This is a genomic window from Streptomyces sp. UH6 (assembly GCF_013421635.1).
In the GTDB taxonomy this organism is placed as follows: domain Bacteria; phylum Actinomycetota; class Actinomycetes; order Streptomycetales; family Streptomycetaceae; genus Streptomyces; species Streptomyces abyssomicinicus.
Map to the genome: position 1 here is coordinate 1 of NZ_JACADT010001449.1, position 1,017 is coordinate 1,017.

Genomic DNA, 1,017 nt, shown 5'->3' on the forward strand with positions numbered 1-1,017 from the left:
GCGGAGGGCCGGGCAGGCTGCGCCGCCACCACCACCGGCAGCCGCCGCTCCGGGTCGCAGAGCACGTCCATCAGCGTCCCGACGCCTCCCGCCTCCACGGACTGCGCGTCCAGCGTCAGCCGGGCCGATCCGTCCTCCGGGCGCAGCGCGGCCACCAGGTCCCTGACCAGCGCGGGCCGCCCGGGCGCGGGGTGGGCGCCCGTGTCGGGGAGCACCGTGTCGTTGTCGCGGAAGACCTCCAGGTCCACCGACACCGCGGCCATGTCCCGCGAGGCCAGCGCGGTGATCGTGGTGCGCCAGACGGCCTCCGCCCTCTCCTCCCGCAGTTGCAGGCGTATCGCGCGGCCGGCGCCGCCGGGGAGGTCGGCCGTGTGGTTGGTGAGCACCGTGGCCTTGTCGAGACGGTGCCGGCCCGGGGTCAGTGGCACGCTGCCGCCGAACCTGCCCTCCAGCCACTGGGCGCTGGTCCGGCGTACGTCCCGGAAGAGGGTCTCGGCGCCCGGAACGGTCAGTACCGTTCTGTGGGCGAGGGGATGGTCGCTGAGGTCCGTCACGGTCGGTACTCCCTCCACGCAGGCGGGGCCTCGCGACCCCGCGCCTATCGCAGAGCCCCTGCCCGGCACCCTGCCGTACACAGGAGTTCGACGCTTGTCCCGGAAACGAGCGCGGAAATGCGGGAGTTCCAACCGTCCTTCGGACGAGTGAATGACGGCTTGTTTGTTGACGGTGCCGGGTGGTGTTGAGCGGTGTTGAGCAGTGTTGAGTGGTGTCGGGTCGTGGTGAAGGCCCACCCGTCACCTGGCCGGAAGGGGTGGCACCCGGGATGTGAGAAATTCCCCTCCGGTTCGGCGCATGAACCGCGCCGCCCGGGCAACAAGGGCAACACCGTCGTGGCCGGGTGCGCCGCGCGGGGCGTGTGCGGCGGACGACGCCGCACGACGGCGACGCCCCTCCGGCGCCCCGGCCCGACGAGACTCCTCATCTCCCCCGGGCGGGGTCCTCACCACCCGCATCGCA

The 1,017-nt window shown here is 72.9% G+C and carries 1 protein-coding gene; it reads right to left on the minus strand.

Annotated features, from left to right (window positions below; translation table 11 throughout):
* Window positions 1-554, minus strand: a 554-nt coding sequence (locus HW445_RS32505) for a hypothetical protein (RefSeq protein ID WP_218957581.1), incomplete at its 3' end; no start/stop codon positions are given.
* Window positions 555-1,017 lie beyond the last annotated feature (463 nt).